This window comes from Candidatus Blastococcus massiliensis AP3 (assembly GCF_000582785.1).
In the GTDB taxonomy this organism is placed as follows: Bacteria; Actinomycetota; Actinomycetes; order Mycobacteriales; family Geodermatophilaceae; genus Blastococcus; species Blastococcus massiliensis.
The window spans coordinates 1,340,446-1,360,528 of the sequence record NZ_HG931173.1 but is presented as its reverse complement, the minus strand read 5'-3'; the positions used below and the strand labels follow the sequence as shown (position 1 = coordinate 1,360,528).

Genomic DNA, 20,083 nt, shown 5'->3' with positions numbered 1-20,083 from the left:
TAGTCTGTGCGGGCACGTCCGCCGCCTTAGCTCAGTCGGTAGAGCATCTCACTCGTAATGAGAAGGTCGTCGGTTCGATTCCGACAGGCGGCTCTCCTCACCGCAGCGGGTCCGTCCTCCAGGACGGGCCCGCTGCGTCGTTCCCGGCACCCGGACCAGGGCCCGAGAACGCTGACGGCGACCCACCTCGCGAGAGGTGAGCCGCCGTCGGTGCGCTCGGGGACCCGAAGGGCCGGGGACGTCTGGTCAGTGGTGCGGCGCCTGATTCTTGGCGCGCTCGAGCGACGCCCGGATCTCCTCCTCGGCCGCTTCGCGGCCGACCCACTCGGCGCCCTCGACGGACTTGCCGGGCTCGAGGTCCTTGTAGGTCTCGAAGAAGTGCTGGATCTCCAGGCGGTCGAACTCCGACACGTCGGTGATGTCCATGAGGTGCGACATCCGCGGGTCGGTCGCCGGCACGGTGAGGACCTTGTCGTCCCCGCCCGCCTCGTCGGTCATGCGGAACATGCCGATGGCCCGGCAGGTGATCAGGCACCCGGGGAAGGTCGGCTCCTCGAGCAGCACCAGGGCGTCGAGCGGGTCGCCGTCCTGGCCCAGGGTGTTCTCGATGTAGCCGTAGTCCGCCGGATAGCGGGTTGAGGTGAACAGCATCCGGTCCAATCGGATGCGTCCGGTGGCATGGTCCAGCTCGTACTTGTTCCGCTGGCCCTTCGGGATTTCTACCGTCACGTCGAACTGCACGCGCCTAGTCTCTCCCATGGTGCCTCCGCGCGATCCTCGGAGGTACCGATTGGGGGGTGGGCACCATCGCGTCGAGCGGTTCGACGATCGTCACAGCGAAGACCGGACGGTTCCGTCGGCGCATCGCACTGGGGAGCGTCGCACTCGTCGTCCTCCTCGCCGGCGGTGGTGTGGCCCTCGCCGGCGGCCTCGGTGGTGGGGGCGAGTCGACCGCCACCGGGACGGTGACGGTCCCCGACGCCGAGCTGCCCGAGCTGGGCGAGGTGACGCCGGTGCTGGCGTCCCTCGACAGCGCCGCGCCCGCCCTCGATCCCGCGGTCCTCGCCGCCCGCCTGCAGCCGCTGCTGGCGGCCCCGGGCCTCGGGACGGGCGTCTCCGCGGAGGTCCTCGACGTCGCCACCGGGGAGGTCCTGCTCGGCCTCGACGCCGACGACCCCTCCGTCCCGGCGTCCACCGCCAAGCTCCTGACCGCCGTCGCCGCGCTCACCACGATCGACCCCTCCGAGACCCTGCCGACGACGGTCGTCGCCGGCGCCGCTCCAGGGGAGGTGGTCCTCGTCGGCGGCGGCGACCCGACGCTCTCGCGCACCTCGCCCTCGCAGACCTACTCCGGTGCCCCGACGGTCGCCGACCTCGCCGCGCAGGTGGTCGCCGCCCTCCCCGCCGGCACCACGGTGACCCGGGTCGTCGTCGACAGCTCGCTGTTCACCGGTCCGCTCACCGCCGCAGGCTGGGGCCCGGCCGACGCGCCGTCCAGCTACGCCGCCCCCATCACCGCGACCGCGGTCGACGGCGCACGGGTCAGCCCGGGTTCTCAGGCCCGCAGCGGCCAGCCCGGCATCGACGCCGGCGCGGCGCTCGCCGACGCGCTGGGCGCGCCCCGGGCCACCGTCGTGCTGGGGGAGGCGCCCGCGGGAGCCAAGACGCTGGGCACCGTGCAGTCCGCACCCGTCGCCCGGCTGGTCGAGCAGATGCTGTCGATGTCGGACAACGTGCTCGCCGAGGCGCTGGCGCGCCACGTGGCGCTGGCCCGCGACCTGCCGGCCTCCTTCGAGGGCGCGGCGGACGCGGTCGTCGCCGCGCTGTCGGACGCCGGCGTCGGGACCGGCGGCGTCGACCTGTCCGACGGCAGCGGCCTCTCCCGGCTGAACCAGGTCCCCGCCGGCGTGCTCACCGAGGTGGTGGCCGGCGCGGCCGACGGCTCGATCCCGGGCGCCTCGGCGCTGCTGTCCGGGCTGCCGGTCGCCGGGTACGACGGCACGCTGTTCGACCGGGGCGACGCCGCTACCGCGCCCGGCGCGGTGCGCGCCAAGACCGGGACCCTGCTGGGCGTGCACGCCCTCGCCGGCACGACGGTGACCGCGGACGGTCGCCTACTGGCCTTCGCCGTCCTCGCCGACGGGTCGGGCAGCGAGGCGGCCGCCGAGGACGCGCTCGACGACGTCGCCGCCGCCCTGGCCGCCTGCGGCTGCAGGTAGCGACGGCCGGAGCGCAGCCGCCGCCGCGGGTACGGTGAGGCGATGAGCAGCGCCTCCTCGATGGTCGACTGGGACCTCGCCGGCCGGACCGCCCGCCGGCTCGCCGGGCCAGGACCGAGCACCACCCGCGAGGAGGCCGCCGCGGTCGTCCGCGAACTCCACGAGGCCGCGGCCACTGCCGTCGCGCACGTCGAGCGCCTCACCGGCATGACCGCCGTCGCCGGGGGACCGCTCCCGGAGGTCGCCGTCGTCGACCGTCCCGGCTGGGTCGATGCCAACGCCCGCGGGATGTCGGCGCTGCTCGACCCGCTCGTCGACGCGCTCGCCGAGAAGCAGGGCAGCCGCCCCGGTGCGCTCGCCACCGCCATCGGCTCGCGGGCGACCGGGATCCAGGCCGGCGGCGTCCTGGCCTTCCTCAGCTCCCGCGTGCTCGGTCAGTACGAGGTCTTCGGCACCGGCGGCCGGCTGCTCCTCGTGGCGCCGAACATCGTGGCCACCGAGCAGAAGCTCGGCGTCGACCCCTCGGACTTCCGGCTCTGGGTGTGCCTTCACGAGGTCACCCATCAACTCCAGTTCACCGCCGTCCCGTGGCTGCGGCCCTACCTCGAGAGCCAGATCGCGGAGTTCGTCGACGCCACCGACCTGACCGCCGACGTCCTGCGCGACCGCCTGCAGGACCTGCTCCGCGGCGTCGGCGACGCGATCCGGGGCGCCGACGGCGAGTCCGAGGGCCTGATGGCGCTGGTCCGCGATCCCCGCCAGCGCGAGGTGCTCGACCGGGTCACCGCAGTGATGAGCCTCGTCGAGGGCCACGCCGAGTACGTGATGGACGGCGTCGGCCCGGACGTCGTGCCGACGGTGCGCACCCTGCGCAAGCGCTTCGCCCAGCGTCGCAAGGGCCGCGGCCCGCTCGACCGCGTGCTGCGCCGGCTGCTCGGGCTGGAGCAGAAGATGAAGCAGTACGCCGACGGCCGGGTGTTCGTCGGCGGCGTCATCGACCGGGTCGGCATGGAGGGCTTCAACCAGGTGTGGGTGAAGCCGGCGAACCTGCCGCTCATCGAGGAGCTCACCGCTCCCGAGCGCTGGGTCGAGCGGGTCCTGGGCCGGCCGGCCATCCCGGCCTGAGCGTGGCCGGCCCGTCCCCGGCGGTCGCGCAGGTCCGCAGCGCGGTCCGCCCCGGGCTGGTCGCGGCGGAGCAGCCGGTGCTGGTGGCGTGCAGCGGGGGAGCGGACTCCCTGGCGCTGGCCGCGGCGGTCGCCTTCGAGGCGCCCCGGGCCGGAGTGCCGGCCGGGGCGGTCACCGTGGACCACGGACTGCAGCCGGGCTCGGCGGACCGCGCCGAGCGGACCGCGACGCTGCTGCGCGGGATGGGCCTCGCGCCGGTGCTGGTCACCCGCGTGGACGTGCGCGGCGCGGGCGGCCCGGAGGCCGCGGCGCGGGCGGCTCGGTACGCCGCGCTGGCCGCGGCCGCGGACGAGCACGGGGCGCGGGTGGCGCTGGGCCACACCCTGGACGACCAGGCCGAGACCGTGCTGCTGGGACTCGGCCGCGGTTCCGGGCCCCGCTCGGTGGCCGGGATGGTCGAGCAGCGGGTGGACGGCGGCACCACCTGGTGGCGGCCGCTCCTCCAGGTCCGGCGGACGACGACACGCGCCGCCTGCGCCGCCCAGGAGCTGCCGGTCTGGGACGACCCCTGGAACGACGACCCCGCCTACACCCGGGTGCGGCTGCGCACCGAGGTGCTGCCGCTGCTGGAGGACGTGCTCGGGGGAGGGGTCGCGCCGGCCCTCGCGCGCACCGCGGCGCTGCTGCGCGCGGACCTCGACGCTCTCGACGACCTCGCCGGCACACATCTCGCCCGCCTGGCCGACGAGGAAGGACTGCCCGCCGTCGACGTCGCGGCGCTCCCCGTGGCACTGCGGACGAGGGTGCTCCGCGGCTGGCTGCGCGCCGGTGGGGTGCCCGACCTGCAGGCGGTGCACCTGACCGCCGTGGACGCCCTCCTGGTGCGCTGGAGCGGTCAGGGGAGAGTGGATCTGCCGGGCGGCGCGGGCGTCGTCCGCACGTCTGGCAGGCTGGTCCTGCAGGGCCCCGCTCCGCGGGCAGCTCGTGCGCACGACACATCTGCAGAGTTCGAGGAGCCGTAGTGACCGACGCCGGCAGCAGCACCGGGGCCCTGGGCAACGACCACGGCTACGGGCCCGACATCGACCACGTGCTGCTGAGCGAGGAGCAGATCCGGGCGAAGATCGGCGAGCTCACCGCCCAGATCGCCATCGACTACGCCGGCAGGGAGGTCCTCCTCGTCGGCGTCCTCAAGGGCGCGGTGCTGTTCATGAGCGACTTCGCCCGCGCGCTGCAACTGCCCACGCAGATGGAGTTCATGGCCGTGTCGTCCTACGGGTCGGCGACCAGCTCCTCCGGCGTGGTGCGCATCCTCAAGGACCTCGACCGCGACATCACCGGCAAGCACGTGCTGGTGCTCGAGGACATCATCGACTCCGGGCTCACCCTGTCCTGGCTGCTCAAGAACCTGGGTGGCCGCCAGCCGGCGTCCCTGGAGGTCTGCGCGCTGCTGCGCAAGCCCGACGCCGTCAAGGTCGAGGTGCCGGTGAAGTACATCGGGTTCGACATCCCGAACGAGTTCGTCGTCGGCTACGGCCTCGACTACGCCGAGCGCTACCGCGACCTGCCCTACATCGCGACGCTCAAGGAAGAGATCTACGCGTAGTTGACGCAGCGGCTCCGCGCCGCAGGGGGACGGCACCTGGCCGCGGTGTCGCCCGGTAGGGCGACAGTGTCACGGCCGGGGAATCCACAGGTCGCCCGGTGTACCGTCGATCGTGACGACGCTGCTCCGGCGCCGGGGTCTCCTGCCCCAGTTGCAGGCAGTGTCACCGGACGATCGGGAGGGTCGACGGGCAGACCGGCCACGCCGGTGCCCGGCATCGGTGTATGGAACGTAAGAAGTTCTACCGCTCCGTGTGGTTCTGGGTCGTCATCGTCATCATCCTGACCCTCACGCTGTCGTCCCTCTTCCGCGGAAACGGCGCCCTCCAGGAGGTCTCGACGGCCACTGCCCTGGCCCAGATCGAGGACGACAACGTCGAGTCCGCGACGCTCAACACCAAGGAGCAGACCCTCGAGCTGCAGCTGCGCGACGAGGTCGAGGGCAGCACCGAGGTCACCGCCTCCTACCCGGTGGCCGTCGAGGAGACCCTGGTCGAGCTGCTCCGCGAGGGCGACACCGAGGACTTCGACACCAACGTCACCCAGGAGAGCCTCCTGGTCAGCCTGCTCATCGGCTTCCTGCCGTTCCTGATCCTGCTGCTCCTGCTGTTCTGGCTGTTCAACTCGATGCAGGGCGGCGGCCGCGGCGTCATGGCCTTCGGCAAGTCCAAGGCCAAGCAGGTCACCAAGGACACCCCGAAGACGACGTTCTCGGATGTCGCCGGGGCCGACGAGGCCATCGAGGAACTGCACGAGATCAAGGACTTCCTGCAGAACCCGGTCAAGTTCCAGGCCGTCGGCGCGAAGATCCCCAAGGGCGTGCTGCTGTTCGGTCCCCCCGGGACCGGCAAGACCCTGCTCGCCCGCGCCGTCGCCGGCGAGGCCGGGGTCCCGTTCTTCTCCATCTCCGGCTCGGACTTCGTCGAGATGTTCGTCGGTGTCGGTGCCAGCCGCGTTCGCGACCTGTTCAAGGAGGCCAAGGAGAACGCCCCGGCGATCATCTTCGTCGACGAGATCGACGCCGTCGGCCGGCACCGCGGCGCGGGCATGGGCGGCGGCCACGACGAGCGCGAGCAGACCCTCAACCAGATGCTCGTCGAGATGGACGGCTTCGACGCCAAGGGCGGCGTGATCATGATCGCCGCGACGAACCGGCCGGACATCCTCGACCCGGCGCTGCTGCGCCCGGGCCGCTTCGACCGGCAGATCGCCGTCGACCGGCCCGACCTCGAGGGCCGCAAGGCGATCCTCTCCGTGCACGCCAAGGGCAAGCCGCTCGCCCCCGACGTCGACCTGGAGACCCTCGCCCGCCGCACCCCGGGCTTCACCGGCGCCGATCTCGCGAACGTGCTCAACGAGGGCGCGCTGCTCACCGCCCGCCACAACGGCTCGCTGATCACCGACGAGACGCTCGAGGAGGCCATCGACCGGGTCACGGCGGGCCCCGAGCGCAAGACGCGGGCGATGAGCGAGAAGGAGAAGAAGGTGACCGCCTACCACGAGGGCGGGCACGCTCTGGTGGCCCACGCGCTGCCGAACCTCGACCCCGTGCACAAGGTCACGATCATGCCGCGCGGCCGCTCACTGGGGCACACGCTCGTCCTGCCGGTCGAGGACAAGTACACCCAGACCCGCTCGGAGATGATCGACACCCTGGCCTACGCGCTGGGTGGTCGCGCCGCCGAGGAGCTGGTCTTCCACGAGCCGACCACCGGAGCGGGCAACGACATCGAGAAGGCCACCTCGATGGCCCGGGCGATGGTCACCCAGTACGGCATGAGCGCCAAGCTCGGCGCGGTCAAGTACGGGAGCGACGCCGCCGAGCCCTTCATGGGCCGCGACATGGGGTCCCGTCCGGACTACTCCGAGGCCGTCGCCGCGGACATCGACGGCGAGATCCGGGCGCTGATCGAGGCCGCCCACGACGAGGCCTGGGAGATCCTGGTCGAGTACCGGCACGTCCTGGACCAGCTCGTGCTCGAGCTGATGGAGAAGGAGACCCTCTCCAAGGAGGACATGGCCCGGATCTGCGCGCCGGTCGCCAAGCGGCCCTCGCTCGCGCCGTACAACGGCTTCGGCAAGCGCACGCCGTCGGACCAGCCGCCGATCCTCACGCCGTCGGAGCGGGCAGGGCACAACGGATCGGCCGGTCACGACACGACGCCGGTCGGGGACGTCGGCGCACCGGTCCAGCGATGACGGCCGGGGTGGGCGCGTGAGCGAGATCCCCGGCGAACCCGAGGACCGGGTCGAGCCCGCGCTCGACCGCGTCGACTCCGCGCGCGCGGAGGCGGCCGTCCGCGAGCTGCTGTTCGCGATCGGGGAGGATCCCGACCGCCCCGGTCTGCAGGACACCCCGGCGCGGGTCGCCCGCGCGTACGCCGAGACGTTCGCCGGTCTCTGGCAGGACCCGTACGACATCCTGGCGACGACGTTCGACGAGAACCACGACGAGCTCGTGCTGGTCAAGGACATCGCGCTGTACTCGACCTGCGAGCACCACCTGGTGCCGTTCCACGGGGTCGCGCACGTCGGCTACATCCCGGGCGCCGACGGACGCGTGACCGGGCTGTCGAAGGTGGCCCGGCTGGTCGAGGTCTACGCCCGGCGCCCCCAGGTGCAGGAGCGGATGACCCGCCAGATCGCCGACGCGCTGGCCGACGTCCTCAAGCCGCAGGGCGTGATCGTGGTCATCGAGGCGGAGCACCTGTGCATGGCGATGCGCGGCATCCGCAAGCCCGGCACCACCACGGTCACCTCCGCGGTCCGGGGCATCTTCCGGGACAACCCCGCGACCCGCGCCGAGGCGATGAGCCTCGTGCTGGGCCGGTGACCGAGCACCCGCTGATCCCGCTGCCCCGGCCGGGGCGGTGCGTGGTGATGGGCGTCCTCAACGTGACGCCGGACTCCTTCTCCGACGGGGGGTGCTTCTCCGATCCGGCGACGGCGGTCGCGCACGGCCTGGAGATGCATGCCGCGGGGGCCGACTACGTCGACGTCGGCGGGGAGTCCACCCGGCCCGGCGCCGACCGCGTCGACGCCCGGGAGGAGTGCGGCCGGGTCGTGCCGGTGATCCGCGAGCTCGCCGCGGCCGGGGTGCGGACGAGCGTGGACACCACCCGCGCCGAGGTCGCGGAGGCCGCCCTGGCGGCCGGCGCCGAACTGGTCAACGACGTCAGCGGCGGTCTCGCCGACAAGAACATGGCCGAGCTCGTCGCCGAGGCGCGCGTCCCCTGGGTGCTCATGCACTGGCGCGGGCACAGCCGGGAGATGTACGCCGCCGCGCAGTACGGCGACGTGGTCACCGAGGTCTGCGCGGAGCTCACCGCCCGCGTCGAGGACGTCGTCGCCGCAGGGGTGGCGCCCGAGCAGCTCGTGCTGGACCCGGGGCTGGGCTTCGCCAAGCGCGCCGAGCACAACTGGGCGCTGCTGGCCGGCCTGGACCGCATGACCGCCCTCGGGCTGCCCGTGCTGGTCGGGGCCTCGCGCAAGTCCTTCCTCGGCCGGCTGCTCGCCGGGCCCGACGGGGCACCGCGCCCCGCCGACGAGCGCGACGCGGCCACCCTCGCCACCACCGTGCTGGCCGCGCAGGCCGGCGCCTGGGGGGTACGGGTGCACGACGCCGCCGCGTCCGTCGACGCGCTGCGCACGGTGGAGGCCGTGCGGGCGGCGAGGAGGTCCGGCCGTGGCTGATCCCCGTCCCCACCGCCCCCGTCCCGACCGCATCACGCTGCGCGGACTGCGCGCGCACGCGCACCACGGCGTCTACGCCTTCGAGCGCGAGCGGGGGCAGCTGTTCAGCGTGGACGCCGTCCTCGAGCTGGACACCGCTCCCGCGGCCGCCGGTGACGACCTCGCCCTGACCGTCAACTACGCCGACCTCGCGCAGCGGCTGCACGCCGCGCTCGCCGGCGAGCCGGTCGACCTGCTGGAGACCCTCGCCCAGCGGCTGGCCGACGTCTGCCTCGCCGATCCACTGGTGCAGGCCGTCGAGATCACGGTGCACAAGCCGCAGGCCGAGCTGGGTGTGCCCTTCGACGACGTCGCCGTCGAGATCCGGCGCGAGCGCCCGTGACCCGGGCCGTCCTCTCGCTGGGCGCCAACCTCGGCGACCGTGCCGGCACCCTGCGGGCCGCCCTGGCGGCGCTGGCCCAGGACGGGCCGGTGACCTCCTCCGGTCTGTACGAGACCCCGCCGTGGGGACCGGTGGAGCAGCCGCCCTACCTGAACGCCGTCGCGGTGGTGCACGCCGACCGCGACGCACGTGGGTGGCTCGCCCGGGCGCACGAACTGGAGCAGGCCGCCGGGCGCACCCGGGAGGTCCGCTGGGGCGCCCGCACCCTCGACGTCGACGTCGTGACGGTGAGCGGGGACGACGGCGCGGCCGAGCTCTCCGACGACCCCGACCTCACGCTGCCGCACCCGCGGGCGCACGAGCGGGCGTTCGTGCTCGTCCCGTGGCTGGCCGCCGACGCCGACGCCGAGCTCCCCGGACACGGACGGGTCGGCGACCTGCTCGCCGCCCTCGACCCCGCCGACGTCGGTGCCGTCGTGCCCTGGAGCGGGTGACCCGAGGCCCATGACCCCGGTGCGCCGTCGCGATCTCGTCGTCCTCGCCGTCGGCCTGGCCGTGGCCGCCTGGCTGCTGGTCCGGACCTGGTACGGCGACCTGCCGCCGCTGGACTGGTGGCTCCCGATGCCCCTGGCGGTCCTCGCCGTCGCCGAGGCGCTGGCCGCACGGATCCTGCGGTCGCGGCTTGCCGCCGAGCGGGCGGCCCGAGCGGGACGGGCACCCCGGCCGCCGGCGGGGGACCCAGCCGCCCGCGCGGTCGAGCCGGTGGAGCCGCTGCTCGTCGCGCGGCTGGCGGTGCTCGCCCAGGCCAGCGCCTACGTCGGTGCCGTCGTCACGGGCGCCTGGACCGGGCTGCTGGTGCACGTCGCGCCGGCGGCCGACCGGCTGGACGCCGCCCGCGGCGACACCGTCACCGCGGTCATCGGCGTGCTCTGCTCGCTCGGGCTGCTGGGCGCCGCGCTCTGGCTGGAGTCGGTGTGCCGGGTGCCGCCTGATCCGTCGGCGACATCGTCATCCTCCGGATGACATCGCGGCCAGGAGCCGTCCCCCTGACCCGCTGAGCGTGTCCATCGCGCCTGCGCGGGACCCTCCGGGCCCGCTCGGCGCGATCAGGCCTGGGTAGCCCCTGCCGTCTCCGGGACGGTGCCCTCGACCGAGCGGCGCAGCGCCGCGTGCAGCGACTCGGGGGTGAGGACGCCGAGGAACCGGTCGCCGTCGAGCACCGCCACCCACCCGGCCTCGTGCTGCAGCATCGTGGCGAAGGCGGTCTTCAGCGAGGCGTCCGCGGGCACCCAGGCGTCCATCCGGCGGGCCGCGGTGCCCACGGTGCCGGCGCCCGAGGCCCGCTCGGCCGACAGCCAGCCGTGCAGGCGCTCCCGGTCGTCGAGGACGACGGCCCAGCGGGCACCCACCCGCTCCAGCGCGCTGCGGGCGTCGGCCAGGCCGTCGTCGACGTGCACCACCGGTGGCTGCTCGAGGTCGACGGTGTCGATCTCGGTGACCGCGAGTCGCTTGAGCCCGCGGTCGGCCCCCACGAAGTCCGCGACGAACTCGGTGGCCGGGCGGCCCAGCAGGTCGGCCGGCGTCGCGAACTGCTCGACCCGGCCGCCGGTGCTCATCACCGCGATCCGGTCGCCGAGCCGCACGGCCTCCTCGATGTCGTGGGTGACGAAGACGATCGTCTTGCGGACCGCCTGCTGGAGGCGCAGGAACTCCGCCTGCAGCCGCTCGCGCACCACCGGGTCGACGGCGGAGAACGGCTCGTCCATGAGGAGCACCGGCGGGTCCGCGGCCAGCGCCCGGGCGACGCCGGCCCGCTGGCGCTGCCCCCCGGAGAGCTGGTGCGGATAGCGGTCGGCGTGCACCGCGGGGTCCAGGCCGATCAGCTCGAGCAGCTCGTCCACCCGCGCACGGGTGCGCGCCCGGTCCCAGCCGAGCAGCCGCGGCACCGTGCCCACGTTGGCCCGGACGGTCTGGTGCGGGAAGAGCCCGACGTTCTGGATGACGTAGCCGATGCGGCGACGCAGCCGCACGGGGTCGACGCCGGTGACGTCCTCGCCCCCCAGCAGGATCCGCCCGGTCGTCGGCTCGATGATCCGGTTGATCATCTTCATCGTCGTCGTCTTGCCGCACCCCGAGGGGCCGACGAGGACGGTGAGCTCGCCGGCGGCGAAGGTGAGGTCGAGTTCGGCGACCCCCACGGTCCCGTCGGCGTACACCTTGCTCACGCCCTCGAGCCGGATCTCCTCGGCGGACCCGTGAGCTGCGGGGGAGGAGGGGGGAGCAGTAGCGTCCACGAGGTGGCCTTCCTGGGACGCGCCCGGTGGTGAGCGCGGCGGTGCTCGCGGTGGAGGAGGCGCCGAACCCCTGGTTCGACCCGTCCTACGTGACGGACAACTGGGACTCCATCATGGGGTACCTCGGCGAGCACGTCAGGCTCACGATCGGTGCCGTCGTCCTCGGAACGCTCCTCGCGCTGCCGATGGCGGTGCTGGCCCGCCGCAGCCGCTTCCTGGCCGGGCCCGTCCTCGGCCTGTCCACGCTGATCTACACGATCCCGTCGCTGGCCATGTTCGCCTTCGTCGCGCCGGTCACCGGGCTGACCGCGACGACCGTGCTCGTCGGGCTGGTGCTCTACTCCCTGGTGATCCTGGTGCGGAACTTCCTCGCCGGCCTCCAGGGCGTCCCGGACGACGTCCGGGAGGCCGCGCGCGGGATGGGCTACGGCCCGGTCCGGTTGTTCTGGCAGGTGGACCTGCCCCTCGCGCTGCCGGCGTTCATGGCCGGCATCCGCGTCGCCACGGTCACCACCGTCGCGCTCACCACGGTCGGGGTCATCGTCGGGCACGGCGGGCTCGGCCAGCTGATCACCGGCGGCTTCAACGCCAACTTCTACCGGGCCGAGATCGTCACCGGCGCCCTGGGCTGCGTGCTCCTGGCGCTCCTGGCCGACCTCCTGCTGGCCGGCGCCGAGCGCGTGCTCACGCCCTGGACCCGGCGGCGGACGGCGTGAACCTGCTCGGCGAGGCCGTCCGCTACCTCAACGACCCGTTCAACTGGACCCGCCGCGGCGGCATCCTCGAACTGCTCGGCGAGCACCTGCGGATCTCGGTGCTGGCCGTCCTCGCCGCCATGCTCGTCGCGCTGCCGGTCGGCGTCCTGCTCGGGCACACCGGTCGCGGCGGCGGCTTCACCGTCGGCCTCTCGAACGTCTCGCGCGCCGTCCCGACGCTGGCCCTGCTCACCCTCTTCGCGGTCACCCCGATCGGCTTCGGCCCGACGGCGACCACCATCGCCCTCGCCGTCTTCGCCGTCCCGCCGATCCTCACCAACACCTACGTCGGGTTCCGCTCGGTGGACCGCGACGTCGTCGAGGCGGCGCGGGCCATGGGCATGAACGGCCGCCAGGTGGTGCTGCGCGCGGAGCTGCCGCTGGCGGCGCCGCTGCTCATGACGGGGGTCCGCACGGCGGCGGTGCAGGTCGTCGCGACCGCGACCCTGGCGGCGCTCGTGGCCGGCGGGGGGCTCGGCCGGATCATCACGCTGGCCTTCGCGCAGCAGGACTACGGCGTGGTGCTGGCGGGGGCCATCCTCGTGGCGGCCCTCGCCGTGCTGACCGAGCTGCTGCTGGTCGTGGCGTCGTGGGCGCTCACCCCGGGCGAGAAGCGGCTACCGTTCCTCTCCGCCCGGCGGGCCACCGGGACCCCGGAGCCCACGGCGTCGGGAATTCCGCTGTAGGCATGCATCCAGCGGTTGCTCTCGGACCGAACGAGCAGTTGCATGACGGTGCGGGAGAACTCCCGCCAGACACGCGTGGTCCAGCACGGGCCACGGGACACAGAAGGCGGGTTCCATGCGTACGCGCAGTCGACTGCTCCTCCCCCTCGCTCTCGCCGCCGCCCTGACCGCGGCCTGTGGCGAGTCCGGCTCCTCCGGCACCGGTGGGGACGGCGGCGGAGGCCAGGCCTCCGGCGAGGCCTGCGCCCCGATCGCCGGCGAGCAGCTCGTCGTCCTCGAGGACGACGAGCAGCTCCAGAACGCCGACAACCTCCTCCCGGCGGTCAACGCGGCCGCCGCCGAGGCCAACCCGGCGCTGCTGCCCGCGCTGGACGCGGTGTCCGAGGCACTGTCCCTCGACGAGCTGGGCGACCTCAACGTCGCCGTCGACGTCGAGCGGCAGTCCGCCGAGGAGGCCGCGGCCGGCTGGGTCGAGGAGAACATCGACGTCGCCGCCCTGGAGCAGGGCAGCGGGTCGATCGCCATCGGCGCGGGCAACTTCTCCGAGCCGGAGATCCTCGCCAACATCTACGCCGACGTGCTCGAGGCGGCCGGCTTCCAGGTGTCCACGCAGGCCACCGGCAACCGCGAGCTCTACCTGCCGGCGGTGCAGCGCGGCGAGCTCCAGGTGCACCCGGAGTACCTGGCCACCGTCACCGAGCACCTCGACGGCGACGAGGACAACCAGGTCGCCTCCAACGACGTGGACGCCACCTACGAGGCGCTGCAGCCGTTGGCCGAGGAGGCCGGGCTGGTGTTCGGCACGCCGTCCGAGGCCGCCAACCAGAACGCCTTCGCCGTCACCCAGGAGTTCGCCGACGAGCTCGGCGTGAGCACCCTGTCGGAGCTGGCCGACGCCTGCGGCGACGGGTCGCTGATCCTCGGTGGACCGGGGGAGTGCCCGACGCGGCCGTTCTGCCAGGTCGGACTCGAGGAGACCTACGGGCTGCAGTTCGCCGGCTTCGAGGAGCTGGACGCAGGCGGCCCGTTGGTCAAGTCGGCGATCCGCCAGGGCAAGGTCTCGGTCGGCCTGGTGTTCACCACCGACGGATCGGTGACCCAGGCAGGGGAGTGAGCTGGTACCAGCCGCCGGGGGGCAGCTGCTCCCCGGCGGCCACCGGCACCGTCACCCGGTTCCCCTCCGGGGCCAGCGGGCACGACCAGCGCGGGTCGTAGGTGCAGGACGGGTGGTAGGCGAGGTTGAGGTCGACCACCAGGCGGGTGCCGTCGCCGCCGAGGTCGGCGCCCTTGACGGTGTCGAGCAGGTAGCGGCCACCGCCGTACGTCGTCCCTCCCGCGCTGCCGTCGCGCAGCGGCAGGAACACCCCGCCGCCGTAGCCGCTCAGCCACCACACGTCGATCCGTCCCACGTCGCCGAGCGCCACCCGCCCGATCCGGTCCAACTGCACCGTCCCGTCGGCGGCCGTGGGGATCTCCAGCCGCTCCGCGGGGGCCGGCTCCAGCCGCGCCTCGAACCGCAGGCCCGGGTCGTAGGGGGCGTACGGGAGGCCGCTGAAGGCGGCCCGGGCCGCCTCGTCCAGGGGTGAGTCGGGGTGGCCGGCGAACAGCTCGTCCCGGCCGTCGCGCCAGATCCGCCAGCCGCGCTCGGGATCGGCCGCCGAGCGGGCGGCGGCGTACAGCGCGCCGGTGCGGCGGCGCCAGTCGAGCAACGACAGGGTCACCGGGCCACTGTCCCAGCCCGCGCCCGCGACACCGGACCGGCCGCCGCTGGAGGGTGAACAGGAGGGGTGCGCGCCGCTACGCTTGGTGCATGCCCCGCCGCGAGGACGACGCCGCCGCCGCGGGGTCCGCTCTCCCCGGGATGCGCATCGTCCCCGTCGCCGCGGGCTTCCTCCTGGCGGCCGGAGCCACGCTGGCGGTCTTCCTCACCGACAACCCGCAGCTCCTGCGGCTGGCCGTCGTCGCCGTCGCCTGGGCGTTCGTGCTGGCCACCTTCGCCGTGGGCCGCCGCAGCGGTGACCGGGCGGCCGCCGCCGCCCGCGAGGCGCAGCTGCGCCGGGTCTACGAGCACGAGCTGGACCTCGAGGTCGCCGCTCGTCGCGAGTACGAGCTGGAGCTGGAGAACGAGCTGCGCCGGGAGACCGAGGAGGCCATGCGCGACGAGCTGGACGCCCTCCGGGGCGAGCTCTCCGCGCTGGCCGACCTGCGCGACCAGGTCGCCGGGGTCGCCGCCCTGCGCGACGACGTCGCCGCGCTCTCCGCCCTGCGCGACGAGGTGGCCCGGGTGGCCGCGCTGCGCGAGGACATCGCCGCCCTGGGGTCCCTGCGTCACGAGCTGGGGCAGCTGCACGAGCTCCGCGACGACATGGGCCGGCTGCGCGCCGAGCTCACCGAGCAGCTCTCCTCCGAGATGCTGGTCGAGCGGATCGTCATGCGCACGCAGGCCAGCCGGCTCCCGGGCGACGCCGGCCGGCTCGACGCCCCTCCCCGCACGGTGGAGGGCGTGACGTGGGACGAGGACCCGCCCCGCGAGCTGACCGGCGGCTGGCCGGCCGTCCGCCTCGACGAGCCGGGGGACACCCGGCACTTCGAGCAGGTGCGGGTCGAGCGGACCGAGTCCCGTCCGGTGCCGCCGGAGCCCGAGCCGCGACCGTGGGAGACCCACACGTCCGCCTCGTGGACGCCGTCGGCACCCGCCACGTCCATGTTCGCCGGACCGCAGCCCTCGCGGCTGGGACCGCCGCCGTCGACGGCGAGCAGCCCGCCCACCCAGGCCCCGGCCGAGCCCTCGCCCGCCGGGCCGCCGCCGGCTCCCGCGACCACCTCGTTCCCACTGGCGCCCCCGCCCGAGCCGGCGCCGTCCCCGCTCGACTGGCTGGCGTCCCGCTCGCTGCTCGACGCCCCGCAGCCGCCGGAGGCGCTCCCGCCGGTGCCGCCGCGACCCTCGCCGCGGCGTCGCCGGGGCGACGAGCCGGTCCTGCCTCCGGTGCCAGTGGCGCAGGCGCCCACCACCCAGCAGCCGAGGGTCGCGCCCGGCCGGCCGGTGCCCGCCCCGCCGGTGGCCGCTCCGCCGGCCGCCGGGCCCGTCACCTCACCGGGCAGCGAGAAGCGGCTGTCCGAGATCCTGGCCGAGAACGGCGTGACGCCGCCGTCCGGTGGACGGCGGCGGCGCCGGTACCGCGAGGACGGCGATGCCGACGACGTGCTGGCCCGCGTCCTCGGCCAGGGCTGAGCGGACCGCCGAGGCCGAACGGGACGCGGGCCGTCCGTCAGCGGCCGCGCGAGCCCGATCCGCCGTCGAGGACCAGCGTCTGGCCGGTGACCCAGCCCGCGCCGTCGCCGAGCAGGTAGGCCGCGGCCTCGCCGACGTCCTCCGGCACGCCCAGCCGGCCCACCGGGTAGCCGGCGGCCACCTCGGCCTCCCGCCCCTCGTACAGGGCCTCGGCGAAGCGCGTCTTGACCACGGCCGGGGCCACGGCGTTGACCCGGACCTTGGGCCCCAGTTCCACGGCGAGCTGGGTGGTCATGTTGATGACGGCCGCCTTGCTCACGCCGTAGCCGCCGATCATGGGCGACGATCGCAGGCCGGCCACCGAGGCCACGAACAGGACCGAGCCGCCGTGCTCGGACATCCACGCCCGCCATGCCTGCTGCACCAGGTCCAGGGACGCGACGACGTTGGTGTCGAGGATCTTGCGGAAGGCGTCGTGGTCGAGGTCCATCATCGGCCCGTAGACCGGGTTGATCCCGACGTTGCCGACCAGCATGTCCAGGCTGCCGAAGGTCTCCACGGCGGTGCGCACGGCGGTGGCGCGGTGCTCGGCGTCGCCGGCGTTGCCCGCGACCGCGACGGCGACCTCCGAACCGCCGAGGGTCTCCACCGCCTCGGCGAGCGCCTCGGGCTTGCGGGCGGTGATCACGACCTTCGCGCCCCGATCCACCAGGCTCTGGGCGATGCCCAGGCCGATGCCGCGGCTGCCGCCGGTCACCAGGGCCGTCCGTCCTTCGAAGCTGTCCACGCCGTCTCCCGTCGCTGTAGGGGTGTCGCCGGTCACGTTAGGGGCGGGCCGAACACGCTCGGCACCCCCCTCGGGTGAGCCATGCCACACCCCGTGTGCGTTGCGGGGGAGGAATGGGCATTCCACACTCGCCTTCGGCGTTCTCCCTGCGCGACACATCCGGTTGCAGCAGGACGCGCCACGGCACCACACGCACGGCCTGCACGACAGCCCGACCCGGCTCCCGACCTGGGAGCCGTGAACCGACGTCCGGTACCCGTCCGGGACTGGAACGAGAGGTGCACCGATGCCTGCTGCCCGCAGGAACGTCCGCGCTGCCGGACTCCAGCCCCCGGCCGATGCGCCCGCGCGCCTCCGCGTGGGCATCATCGGCGCCGGCCGCGTCGGCGCCGTCCTCGGCGCCGCACTCTCGGCCGCAGGTCACGACGTCGTCGCCGCCTCCGGCCTGTCCGCAGCCTCCGCCGAGCGCGCCGCCCGCCTGCTGCCCGGAGTGCCGCTGCTGCCCGCGGACCAGGTGGTCGCCGCCGCGGACCTGGTGGTCCTCGCCGTCCCCGACGACACCCTTCCCGGACTGGTCTCCGGCCTGGCCGAGACGGGCGCCTGGCGGGCCGGCCAGCTGGCCTTCCACACCTCCGGCGCGCACGGGCTGGCCGTGCTGGACCCCGCGGAGATCGCCGGTGTGCTGCCGCTGGCGCTGCACCCGGCGATGACGTTCTCCGGCGCTCCCGAGGACGCCGACCGGCTCGTCGGCTCCCCCTTCGGGGTGACCAGCCACCCGGCGTACCGCCCGGTCGCCGAGACCCTCGTGCTGGAGATGGGTGGCGAACCCTTCTTCGTCGCCGAGGCCGACCGCACGCTGTACCACGCGGCCCTCGTGACCGGCGCCAACCACCTGGTCACCCTCGTCGCCGAGGCCGCCGACCTGCTGCGCAGCGCCGGCGTGGCCGAGCCCGCCCGCATCCTCACGCCGCTGCTGACGGCGGCGCTGGACAACGGGCTGCGCCGCGGCGACCGCGGTCTCACCGGTCCGGTCAGCCGGGGCGACGTCGGCACCGTCCGCGGCCACCTCGAGACCCTCGCCGAGCGGGCTCCGGAGTCGGTCGCCGCCTACGTCGCGATGGCCCGGCGGACCACCGAGCGCGCCCTGGCCGCGGGTCGGCTCAAGCGGCACGACGGCGCTCCGCTGCTGGACCTGCTCGACGCCAGCCGGAACCAGGCGGGCTCCCGGTGACCGCCGTCCGCACGAGCCCCGCCGTCGCGGAGACGGCCGCCGACCTCCGCCGGCTGCTCGCCGACCTGCCCGGCCCGGTCGCGCTGGTGCCCACCATGGGCGCACTGCACGAGGGGCACCGGATGCTGGTCCGCGTCGCCCGCGAGCGGGCGGCCACCGTCGTGGTGTCGGTGTTCGTGAACCCGACCCAGTTCGGTCCCGGCGAGGACTTCGACCGGTACCCGCGCACCTGGGACGCCGATCTGTCGGCGGTGGCCGACGAGGGCGCCGACGTGGTCTTCCACCCGCCGGTGGACGAGGTCTACCCGCCCCGCTCGGTGGGCGTGACCGTCGACCCCGGCCCCCTGGGGACGGTGCTCGAGGGCGCGGTGCGCCCCGGGCACTTCGCGGGTGTGCTCACCGTCGTCGCCAAGCTGTTCGGTCTCGTCCGGCCCGACCTCGCCCTGTTCGGCGAGAAGGACTACCAGCAGCTGACCCTCGTCCGGGCCATGGCCCGCGAGCTGGCGCTGCCGGTGGAGGTGGTCGGCGTCCCGACCGTGCGCGAGGACGACGGCCTGGCCCTCTCCAGCCGCAACCGCTACCTCGACCCGGACCAGCGGGCCGCGGCCGCCACGATCTCCGCCGCGCTGCGCGCCGGCGGCGCCGCCGGCCCGCAGGGGGCCGACGCCGTCCTGGCGGCAGCCCGCGCGGTGCTCGACGAACGCCCCGACCTGCTCCAGGACTACCTCGAACTCACCGATACCGATCTGGGACCGGCGCCCGCCACCGGCCCCGCCCGCCTGCTGGTGGCGGTCCGCGCCGGCAGCACCCGACTTCTCGACAACACCGCAGTGGAACTGGGAGACCTCCGATGATGCGCACGATGCTCAAGTCCAAGATCCACCGCGCGACCGTCACCCAGGCCGATCTGCACTACGTGGGCTCGGTGACCGTGGACGAGGACCTCCTCGACGCCGCGGACCTGCTGCCCGGCGAGCAGGTCGCGATCGTCGACATCACCAACGGCGCCCGGCTGGAGACCTACGTCATCCCCGGCGAGCGGGGCAGCGGCGTCATCGGGATCAACGGAGCGGCCGCGCACCTGGTGCACCCCGGCGACCTGGTGATCCTCATCAGCTACGGGCTCATGGACGAGACCGAGGCCAAGAGCTACATCCCGAAGGTCGTGCACGTCGACGCCGGCAACCGCGTCGTCGAGCTGGGCGGCGACCCGTCGGCACCGGTGCCCGGCGCCGACGACCAGCGACGCAGCGACCTGGGCGTTCCGGTCCGGTGACCCTGCTGACGGTCGACGTCGGCAACAGCCAGACCGTCCTCGCGACCTTCGACGGGCCGGTCCGCCTCGGCTGCTGGCGGGTGACGACGTCCCCCCGGGCCACCGCCGACGAGCTGCTGATGCTCTGGCGCGGTCTCCTGCGGGACACGAAGGTGACCGGCGTGGCAGCCTGCTCGGCCGTCCCGGCGCTGCTGCCGGCGCTGCGCCAGCTCATGGAGTCCCTCGACGTGCCGGTCGTCCTCATCGGACCCGGGGTCCGCACCGGTGTCCCGCTGCACGTGGACAACCCGCGCGAGGTGGGCGCCGACCGCGTGGTCACCGCGCTGGCCGCGCACGAGCTGTTCGGCCGTCGTGCCGACGGTGGCGGCCGGCCGGTGATCGTCGTCGACTTCGGCACCTCCACCAACGTCGACGCCGTCGGCCCCGACGGTCAGTTCCTCGGCGGCGCGCTCGCGCCCGGGGTCGAGGTGAGCCTCGACGCGCTGGCCTCCCGGGCCGCGCAGCTGCGCTCGGTGGAGCTGACCGTGCCGGCGCAGGCCATCGGCAAGAACACCGTCGCCGCGCTGCAGTCGGGCATGGTCCTCGGCTTCGCCGGGCTGGTGGACGGCCTCGTCGGCCGGATCGCGGCGGAGCTGGTCGGCCAGTTCGGGGTCGCGCCGCTCGTCGTCGCCACCGGCGGGCTGGCCCCGCTGGTGGCCGACAGCTGCCGGACCATCGCCGAGCGGGAGCCCGACCTCACCGTGCACGGGCTGCGGCTGGCCTTCGAGCGCCAGCAGGCCCGCTAGCCGGCCGCCCACC

Annotated in this window: 22 protein-coding genes and 1 tRNA gene; 19 read left to right on the top strand and 4 right to left on the bottom strand. The window is 74.4% G+C overall.

The genetic code is table 11. The features are described from left to right. Positions 1-20 precede the first annotated feature (20 nt). Positions 21-93, top strand: a tRNA-Thr gene (locus BN344_RS06745). A 153-nt stretch (positions 94-246) separates the two neighbouring features. Here BN344_RS06745 and BN344_RS06740 read toward each other — a convergent pair. Beyond that, on the bottom strand, positions 247-741 hold the full coding sequence (locus BN344_RS06740) for an inorganic diphosphatase (protein WP_040337457.1): 495 nt from the start codon (positions 739-741) through the stop codon (positions 247-249). Between the two features lie 56 nt (positions 742-797). On the opposite strand from BN344_RS06740, the gene dacB reads away from it, so the two are divergent. From dacB to BN344_RS06690, 10 genes are all read left to right on the top strand, one after another. Then, positions 798-2,219 (top strand): D-alanyl-D-alanine carboxypeptidase/D-alanyl-D-alanine endopeptidase, encoded by a 1,422-nt coding sequence (gene dacB, locus BN344_RS06735; RefSeq protein ID WP_040337456.1) that lies wholly within the window; start codon positions 798-800, stop codon positions 2,217-2,219. Between the two features lie 42 nt (positions 2,220-2,261). Then, complete coding sequence (locus tag BN344_RS06730; protein WP_040337455.1) at positions 2,262-3,344, top strand: zinc-dependent metalloprotease; 1,083 nt, start codon at positions 2,262-2,264, stop codon at positions 3,342-3,344. 2 nt (positions 3,345-3,346) lie between these two features. Continuing rightward, positions 3,347-4,366, top strand: a complete 1,020-nt coding sequence (gene tilS / locus BN344_RS06725) for a tRNA lysidine(34) synthetase TilS (RefSeq protein WP_040337454.1) — start codon at positions 3,347-3,349, stop codon at positions 4,364-4,366. Continuing rightward, positions 4,366-4,950, top strand: a complete 585-nt coding sequence (gene hpt, locus BN344_RS06720) for a hypoxanthine phosphoribosyltransferase (protein ID WP_331279632.1) — start codon at positions 4,366-4,368, stop codon at positions 4,948-4,950. The genes tilS and hpt overlap by 1 nt, the downstream gene beginning before the upstream one ends. 224 nt (positions 4,951-5,174) lie before the next feature. Then, positions 5,175-7,148 carry an ATP-dependent zinc metalloprotease FtsH gene (gene ftsH, locus BN344_RS06715; protein ID WP_040337453.1) on the top strand — a complete coding sequence of 658 codons (1,974 nt, stop codon included), beginning with the start codon at positions 5,175-5,177 and terminating at the stop codon, positions 7,146-7,148. Positions 7,149-7,164: 16 nt separating this feature from the next. After that, positions 7,165-7,782: a GTP cyclohydrolase I FolE gene (folE, locus tag BN344_RS06710; protein ID WP_040337452.1), complete on the top strand. Its 618-nt coding sequence runs from the start codon at positions 7,165-7,167 to the stop codon at positions 7,780-7,782. Beyond that, on the top strand, positions 7,779-8,642 hold the full coding sequence (gene folP, locus BN344_RS06705; RefSeq protein WP_231486546.1) for a dihydropteroate synthase: 864 nt from the start codon (positions 7,779-7,781) through the stop codon (positions 8,640-8,642). Before folE ends, folP begins: the two co-directional genes overlap by 4 nt. Beyond that, positions 8,635-9,024: a dihydroneopterin aldolase gene (gene folB, locus BN344_RS06700; protein ID WP_040337451.1), complete on the top strand. Its 390-nt coding sequence runs from the start codon at positions 8,635-8,637 to the stop codon at positions 9,022-9,024. Before folP ends, folB begins: the two co-directional genes overlap by 8 nt. Beyond that, complete coding sequence (folK, locus tag BN344_RS06695; RefSeq protein WP_040337450.1) at positions 9,021-9,518, top strand: 2-amino-4-hydroxy-6-hydroxymethyldihydropteridine diphosphokinase; 498 nt, start codon at positions 9,021-9,023, stop codon at positions 9,516-9,518. The genes folB and folK overlap by 4 nt, the downstream gene beginning before the upstream one ends. 10 nt (positions 9,519-9,528) lie before the next feature. Next, positions 9,529-10,047 (top strand): DUF3180 domain-containing protein, encoded by a 519-nt coding sequence (locus BN344_RS06690; RefSeq protein ID WP_040337449.1) that lies wholly within the window; start codon positions 9,529-9,531, stop codon positions 10,045-10,047. 83 nt (positions 10,048-10,130) lie between these two features. On the opposite strand, the gene BN344_RS06685 is transcribed toward BN344_RS06690, so the two are convergent. Beyond that, positions 10,131-11,249 (bottom strand): ABC transporter ATP-binding protein, encoded by a 1,119-nt coding sequence (locus BN344_RS06685; RefSeq protein WP_231486545.1) that lies wholly within the window; start codon positions 11,247-11,249, stop codon positions 10,131-10,133. Between the two features lie 95 nt (positions 11,250-11,344). Between BN344_RS06685 and BN344_RS06680 the strand changes: the two genes are divergently transcribed. From BN344_RS06680 to BN344_RS06670, 3 genes are all read left to right on the top strand, one after another. Next, the gene (locus BN344_RS06680) at positions 11,345-12,034 is read left to right on the top strand and encodes an ABC transporter permease (RefSeq protein ID WP_040337448.1); all 690 of its coding nucleotides are present in this window, start codon (positions 11,345-11,347) and stop codon (positions 12,032-12,034) included. Then, positions 12,031-12,759 (top strand): ABC transporter permease, encoded by a 729-nt coding sequence (locus BN344_RS06675; RefSeq protein WP_040337447.1) that lies wholly within the window; start codon positions 12,031-12,033, stop codon positions 12,757-12,759. Before BN344_RS06680 ends, BN344_RS06675 begins: the two co-directional genes overlap by 4 nt. A 115-nt stretch (positions 12,760-12,874) precedes the next feature. Further along, on the top strand, positions 12,875-13,873 hold the full coding sequence (locus BN344_RS06670) for a glycine betaine ABC transporter substrate-binding protein (protein ID WP_040337446.1): 999 nt from the start codon (positions 12,875-12,877) through the stop codon (positions 13,871-13,873). Here the strand turns inward: BN344_RS06670 and BN344_RS06665 are convergent. Continuing rightward, the gene (locus BN344_RS06665) at positions 13,836-14,480 is read right to left on the bottom strand and encodes a DUF1684 domain-containing protein (protein ID WP_051515599.1); all 645 of its coding nucleotides are present in this window, start codon (positions 14,478-14,480) and stop codon (positions 13,836-13,838) included. The genes BN344_RS06670 and BN344_RS06665 overlap by 38 nt on opposite strands. Positions 14,481-14,569: 89 nt before the next feature. On the opposite strand from BN344_RS06665, the gene BN344_RS06660 reads away from it, so the two are divergent. Continuing rightward, positions 14,570-15,991 (top strand): DUF6779 domain-containing protein, encoded by a 1,422-nt coding sequence (locus BN344_RS06660; protein ID WP_040337445.1) that lies wholly within the window; start codon positions 14,570-14,572, stop codon positions 15,989-15,991. Between the two features lie 37 nt (positions 15,992-16,028). On the opposite strand, the gene BN344_RS06655 is transcribed toward BN344_RS06660, so the two are convergent. Beyond that, a complete protein-coding gene (locus tag BN344_RS06655; RefSeq protein WP_040337444.1) occupies positions 16,029-16,778 on the bottom strand; it encodes an SDR family oxidoreductase in 750 nt (249 codons plus the stop codon). 286 nt (positions 16,779-17,064) lie between these two features. Here BN344_RS06655 and BN344_RS06650 point away from each other — a divergent pair, with 286 nt between their 5' ends. From BN344_RS06650 to BN344_RS06635, 4 genes are read left to right on the top strand one after another with little or no spacing between them, the layout of a single operon-like run. Further along, positions 17,065-18,009 carry a Rossmann-like and DUF2520 domain-containing protein gene (locus BN344_RS06650; RefSeq protein WP_040337443.1) on the top strand — a complete coding sequence of 315 codons (945 nt, stop codon included), beginning with the start codon at positions 17,065-17,067 and terminating at the stop codon, positions 18,007-18,009. Beyond that, complete coding sequence (gene panC, locus BN344_RS06645) at positions 18,006-18,863, top strand: pantoate--beta-alanine ligase (protein WP_040337442.1); 858 nt, start codon at positions 18,006-18,008, stop codon at positions 18,861-18,863. The genes BN344_RS06650 and panC overlap by 4 nt, the downstream gene beginning before the upstream one ends. Beyond that, positions 18,860-19,285, top strand: coding sequence for an aspartate 1-decarboxylase (gene panD, locus BN344_RS06640; protein WP_040337441.1), 426 nt, complete (start codon positions 18,860-18,862; stop codon positions 19,283-19,285). The genes panC and panD overlap by 4 nt, the downstream gene beginning before the upstream one ends. Beyond that, positions 19,282-20,070: a type III pantothenate kinase gene (locus BN344_RS06635; RefSeq protein ID WP_231486544.1), complete on the top strand. Its 789-nt coding sequence runs from the start codon at positions 19,282-19,284 to the stop codon at positions 20,068-20,070. The genes panD and BN344_RS06635 overlap by 4 nt, the downstream gene beginning before the upstream one ends. Positions 20,071-20,083 lie beyond the last annotated feature (13 nt).

Coding starts and splice junctions, on each gene's coding strand:
- BN344_RS06670 (WP_040337446.1), top strand. CDS start 12,875: ATGCGTACGCGCAGTCGACTGCTCCTCCCCCTCGCTCTCGCCGCCGCC.
- panD (WP_040337441.1), top strand. CDS start 18,860: ATGATGCGCACGATGCTCAAGTCCAAGATCCACCGCGCGACCGTCACC.
- BN344_RS06660 (WP_040337445.1), top strand. CDS start 14,570: ATGCCCCGCCGCGAGGACGACGCCGCCGCCGCGGGGTCCGCTCTCCCC.
- BN344_RS06730 (WP_040337455.1), top strand. CDS start 2,262: ATGAGCAGCGCCTCCTCGATGGTCGACTGGGACCTCGCCGGCCGGACC.
- BN344_RS06690 (WP_040337449.1), top strand. CDS start 9,529: ATGACCCCGGTGCGCCGTCGCGATCTCGTCGTCCTCGCCGTCGGCCTG.
- ftsH (WP_040337453.1), top strand. CDS start 5,175: ATGGAACGTAAGAAGTTCTACCGCTCCGTGTGGTTCTGGGTCGTCATC.
- BN344_RS06650 (WP_040337443.1), top strand. CDS start 17,065: ATGCCTGCTGCCCGCAGGAACGTCCGCGCTGCCGGACTCCAGCCCCCG.